Origin of the sequence: Endozoicomonas sp. ONNA2, assembly GCF_024606365.1 — a bacterium.
Classification (GTDB): domain Bacteria; phylum Pseudomonadota; class Gammaproteobacteria; order Pseudomonadales; family Endozoicomonadaceae; genus Endozoicomonas.
On sequence record NZ_JAHHPO010000472.1, the window covers coordinates 1 to 4,806 of the forward strand.

General features: G+C 51.5%; 5 protein-coding genes. 4 read left to right on the forward strand and 1 reads right to left on the reverse strand.

The window, feature by feature from the left end; translation table 11 throughout:
* Positions 1 to 150: 150 nt before the first annotated feature.
* Positions 151 to 1,518: a phosphomannomutase CpsG gene (cpsG, locus tag KDK14_RS08515; protein WP_257264669.1), complete on the forward strand. Its 1,368-nt coding sequence runs from the start codon at positions 151 to 153 to the stop codon at positions 1,516 to 1,518.
* 54 nt (positions 1,519 to 1,572) lie between these two features.
* Positions 1,573 to 2,397: a UTP--glucose-1-phosphate uridylyltransferase GalU gene (gene galU / locus KDK14_RS08520; protein ID WP_257264670.1), complete on the forward strand. Its 825-nt coding sequence runs from the start codon at positions 1,573 to 1,575 to the stop codon at positions 2,395 to 2,397.
* An 86-nt stretch (positions 2,398 to 2,483) separates the two neighbouring features.
* Here galU and ispB read toward each other — a convergent pair whose 3' ends face one another.
* Positions 2,484 to 3,461: an octaprenyl diphosphate synthase gene (gene ispB / locus KDK14_RS08525; protein WP_306671494.1), complete on the reverse strand. Its 978-nt coding sequence runs from the start codon at positions 3,459 to 3,461 to the stop codon at positions 2,484 to 2,486.
* Positions 3,462 to 3,943: 482 nt separating this feature from the next.
* Here ispB and rplU point away from each other — a divergent pair, with 482 nt between their 5' ends.
* Together rplU and rpmA are read left to right on the forward strand one after the other, a co-directional pair.
* Positions 3,944 to 4,255, forward strand: a complete 312-nt coding sequence (rplU, locus tag KDK14_RS08530) for a 50S ribosomal protein L21 (RefSeq protein WP_257264672.1) — start codon at positions 3,944 to 3,946, stop codon at positions 4,253 to 4,255.
* A gap of 91 nt (positions 4,256 to 4,346) precedes the next feature.
* The gene (rpmA, locus tag KDK14_RS08535) at positions 4,347 to 4,604 is read left to right on the forward strand and encodes a 50S ribosomal protein L27 (protein WP_257264673.1); all 258 of its coding nucleotides are present in this window, start codon (positions 4,347 to 4,349) and stop codon (positions 4,602 to 4,604) included.
* Positions 4,605 to 4,806 lie beyond the last annotated feature (202 nt).

Sequence of the window (4,806 nt, forward strand, 5' to 3'; positions counted from 1 at the left end):
ATCGGCACGACCGGCTTCCGAAGGTTTCAACGTCTTCTGAAGTTACGGATTCAGGGTATAACCTGCAGAAATTTTCTACCCGACACCATTTGTCTATTTGAGGGAATTCGTAGTTAAATACAGACCTTTAATTTTCATTGCGACTGAGAAATGAACACGCTCCCCTGTTTCAAGGCGTACGATATCCGTGGCCGCCTGCCGGATGAACTCAATGAAGATATTGCCTACCGCATAGGCCGGGCCTATGGTGAGTTCCTCAAACCGAAAGATGTGGTTGTTGGTGGTGATACCCGCCTGACCAGTGACGCTCTCAAGCACTCATTATCCGAAGGCCTGCGTGATGCCGGGGTCAATGTGCTGGATATTGGCCTGTCCGGTACCGAGGAGATCTACTTTGCCACATTCCATCTGGGGGTTGATGGCGGTGTCCAGGTGACGGCCAGTCACAATCCTATTGACTACAACGGCATGAAACTGGTGCAGACCGATGCGCAACCCATCAGTGGTGATAACGGTTTGCGGGAAATTCAGCAGTTGGCAGAAGCGAACCGGTTTGGCGAGCCTGCGACACAGCGCGGTGGCTATCAAAAGATCTCTGTGCTGAATGATTATATCAGCCACCTGCTGGGGTACATCCAGACTGACAGTCTCAAGCCAATGAAGCTGGTGGTCAATGCCGGCAATGGGGCTGCAGGGCATGTGGTGGATGCTATCGAGGAACGATTTCGAACGCTTGGTGTGCCAGTGGAGTTTATCAAAGTCCTCCACGAGCCGGATGGTAACTTCCCCCATGGTATCCCTAATCCTTTACTGCCAGAATGCCGACAGACGACTGTGGATGCTGTTCTGGCGCATCATGCCGATATGGGCATAGCCTGGGATGGTGACTTTGATCGCTGCTTCCTGTTTGATGAGCAGGGACAGTTTATCGAAGGGTATTATATTGTCGGGTTATTGGGGGAGGCATTCCTTGCACACGATCCGGGAGCGAAAATCATCCATGACCCCAGGCTGACATGGAACACCATCGATCAGGTAAAAGCGGCGGGTGGGGAACCGGTCCTGTGCCAAACCGGTCATGCCTTTATCAAGCAGCGGATGCGCCAGGAAGATGCGGTTTATGGCGGTGAGATGAGTGCCCATCATTATTTTCGCGACTTTGCCTATTGTGACTCCGGCATGATTCCCTGGCTGCTGGTCGCGGAGTTGCTGTCCACAAAGGGGCAGCGCTTGTCAGCGCTGGTCCGTGAGCGTATCGCCAGGTTTCCGTCTTCGGGTGAAATCAACAGCCAATTGACCGATCCCGGGGCCGCTATACAGCGAGTGCTGGCCCACTATCAGCAAGATGCGCTGGCAGTTGATAACACCGATGGCATCAGCGTGGATATGGGACAGTGGCGTTTTAATCTGCGACTTTCCAATACCGAACCAGTGATTCGTCTGAATGTAGAAAGTCGAGGCGATAAAGCGCTGATGCAGGAGAAAACTGCAGAGTTGCTAAAGCTGATTCGTGACTGATATAGACTGCAGCGGCAGTCGCTTCATTTGAGTTGGATTAACAAAGAGCCTCTCATGCTTAAGAAATGTCTTTTTCCAGCAGCAGGCTATGGAACCCGGTTCCTGCCAGCCACCAAGTCCATGCCCAAAGAAATGATGCCCATCGTCAGCAAACCGCTGATTGAGTATGGCGTTGAAGAGGCGCTGCAGGCCGGTATGTCGGATATCTGCATTGTCACTGGTCGGGGCAAGCGCTCGTTGGAAGATCACTTTGATGTGAACTACGAACTGGAGCATCAGATTTCCGGTACGGACAAGGAAAGCCTGTTGTCCGACATCCGCCGTGTGATCGATCAGTGTACCTTCTCCTACACCCGCCAGCGAGAGATGAAGGGGCTTGGCCATGCGGTATTAACCGGGCAGACGTTGATTGGTGACCAGCCTTTCGGTATGGTGCTGGCCGATGATCTGTGCAGCAATCCCGGAGGTCCCGGGGTTCTGGCCCAGATGGCACAACTCTATAAGCAGTTCCGCTGCAGTATCATTGCAGTTCAGGAAGTGCCTGAAAATGAAGTGCATAAATACGGGGTTATCGCGGGCCAGCACATTTCACAAGAGCTGATCCGTGTTGAGGATATGGTGGAAAAACCCGCCAAAGGGGATGCGCCTGGTAATCTTGCTATCATTGGCCGTTATATTCTGACACCGGACATCTTTGACCTGATCCATGATACCCGCCCCGGTAAAAGTGGCGAGATTCAGATTACCGATGCGTTGATGGCTCAGGCGCAGCGAGGCTGTGTCATGGCTTATAAATTCAAGGGTGAGCGTTTTGATTGTGGCAGTATTGAGGGCTTTATTGAGGCTACCAATTATTGTTATGACCATTTGTACCGTTAAAAAATGGCCGGTATTTACAAGGTACCGGCCGTTTCTTTTGACATAGTTCGTCTAGAAATGACAGTTCGTCTTGAAATGACTGTTGCTCAACCGCTTCTGAAAACGGCAAAGTCCGCAAGGTCCTCCATAGCACTGCGGTACTCGCCCTGAGGCAGTATGTCCAGGCAACGTTTTGCCTTGGTGGCGTATTCCCGGGCTTTGGCCGTGGTGTACTGAAGTGCTCCACTGCTGCGAACCGCGGCCACAACGGCTGCAATATTTTCCCGTCCGCCTTGCTCAATCGCGTCCCTTATTAGCAGCTTCTGTTCACTGGTGCCATGTTTCAGGGTATAAATCAGCGGCAAAGTGGGTTTGCCTTCCGCCAGATCATCCCCAAGGTTTTTGCCCATGGTTTCAGCATCGCCCTCATAGTCCAGCGTATCATCCACCAGCTGGAAGGCTATGCCGAGGTAATTGCCATAGTCAGTCATATTCTTTTCCAGTTCAGGGCTCGCCTTGCTCAGTACGGCAGCCGTTTGGCTGGAGGCCTGAAACAGCATGGCGGTTTTGCAGCGAATAACGTCCATGTAGCCATTTTCGGTGACATCTGCATCATTGATGTTCATCAACTGCATGACCTCACCCTCGGCAATAATATTGGTGGCATCGGCCAGAATATGCAGCAGCCTGAAGTTCTCCAGCCCCACCATCATCTGGAATGCGCGGGAGTATAGAAAATCACCCACCAGAACGCTGGGTGCGTTGCCCCACAGGGCATTGGCTGTGTCTCTGCCGCGGCGCAGGTCTGACTGATCCACGACATCATCATGCAGCAGGGTCGCGGTGTGCAGAAATTCAATAATGGCCGCCAGTGGCACATGGTTGTAATCATGGTAACCACAGGCCCTGGCCGTCAGCAGTACCAGCAAAGGACGTAGCCGCTTGCCACCGGACTTGATTATGTATTCGCTGATTTTGCTGATCAGGGCGACGTCAGAGTGCAATTGCTCATAAATGCACTGGTCCACCCTGCGAAAATCGTCATGGACTGCGGTCTGAAAGGAGGGTTGTTGTGTGTCCGGCATCTGACTTATTTGGTGGGGCAAAATAGGGGATCCTATTTAGTGCTACTGCAACTGTCAATAGCAGTCTGCGGTGATGGTACCAATACAGGGTCTTTGCACGGTGCCTGCTTATTTCTCTGGACCAGGCTGCAGGCCTCCTGGTCCGGGCAGGATAAAATACCAACAGGTCTTGCCAGTGGGGCTGGACTCCCTTAAAATTCTGCCCCCTATCTGAGAATCCGGTGCGGTGTACCGTTTTGTCATGGATTGCTGGCAAATGGCAGATTTCTGCCGCCCTTCAGCCCATGAGGTACCGCTCCACCCCTGATGGTACCAGAAAGGCCGTAATGGTCTTTTCAACCTGTTGGAGTTATCAGCTTCCAAAATTAGCCATCAGCTTGAAAAAAAAGGGTTTTTAGATAGTTATAAATTCCACCCTGCCTTTCCAGGGCCGGTGGATGCCTTTGACAAAGAGGCTCTCAAGGATTTTCGGAGATCAAATCATGTACGCAGTTATCAGAACTGGCGGTAAGCAGTACCGCGTGACCGAAGGAGAAATCCTGAAGGTAGAAAAATTGAGCAGCGCCGCTGGCGAAAGCCTGGAAATCAACGACGTTCTGCTGATCGCCAATGGCGAAGAGCTGAAAGTTGGTGCTCCAGTGATTGAAGGGGCCAAGGTTACCGCTGAAGTCGTCAGCCATGGCCGTGGCCCAAAAATCAAGATCATCAAATTCAAGCGCCGTAAGCATCACCGCAAGCAGATGGGCCATCGTCAGTGGTTCACTGAGCTGAAGATCACCGGAATTGCCGGTTAATGATTGCTGACAGGTTGTATCAACCCTGTTAAATATTTCCAAGGGCGGCCTATGGTAGCCAAAGGCAAGTCCGGGATAAAAGGAGAGCAAGATGGCTCACAAAAAAGCTGGCGGTAGTACCCGCAACGGTCGTGATTCAAAAAGTAAACGCCTTGGTGTCAAGATCTTTGGTGGTCAGGCTATCCAGGCGGGTGCCATTATCGTTCGTCAGCGTGGTACCAGGTTCCACGCTGGTGTTAACGTAGGTATCGGTAAGGACCACACCCTGTTCGCCATGGCCGATGGTAAAGTCGTGTTTGAAGTGAAGGGGCCTAAAAAACGCAAGTATGTCAGCGTAGCTGCAGCATAATGGCGTTTTGCCTGTCATTATCCGATGACTGTTGAGCCTTCATCAGGCTGGCACTCTTCTAAAAGCCCCGCAATTGCGGGGGTTTTTTTGAGTTATTCACAAGTTCAACGTTGTCCCACTGCTCATCAGTGATGTTCTCAGGATTGTTAATACCAATTCCGCTTTCTAAATATGATATCGAGCAAGTCATTTTGGACAGCTG

Bases quoted from the DNA above. Each gene is read 5' to 3' on its own strand.
- ispB (WP_306671494.1), bottom strand. From the start codon at position 3,461: ATGCCGGACACACAACAACCCTCCTTTCAGACCGCAGTCCATGACGAT.
- galU (WP_257264670.1), top strand. From the start codon at position 1,573: ATGCTTAAGAAATGTCTTTTTCCAGCAGCAGGCTATGGAACCCGGTTC.
- rpmA (WP_257264673.1), top strand. From the start codon at position 4,347: ATGGCTCACAAAAAAGCTGGCGGTAGTACCCGCAACGGTCGTGATTCA.
- rplU (WP_257264672.1), top strand. From the start codon at position 3,944: ATGTACGCAGTTATCAGAACTGGCGGTAAGCAGTACCGCGTGACCGAA.
- cpsG (WP_257264669.1), top strand. From the start codon at position 151: ATGAACACGCTCCCCTGTTTCAAGGCGTACGATATCCGTGGCCGCCTG.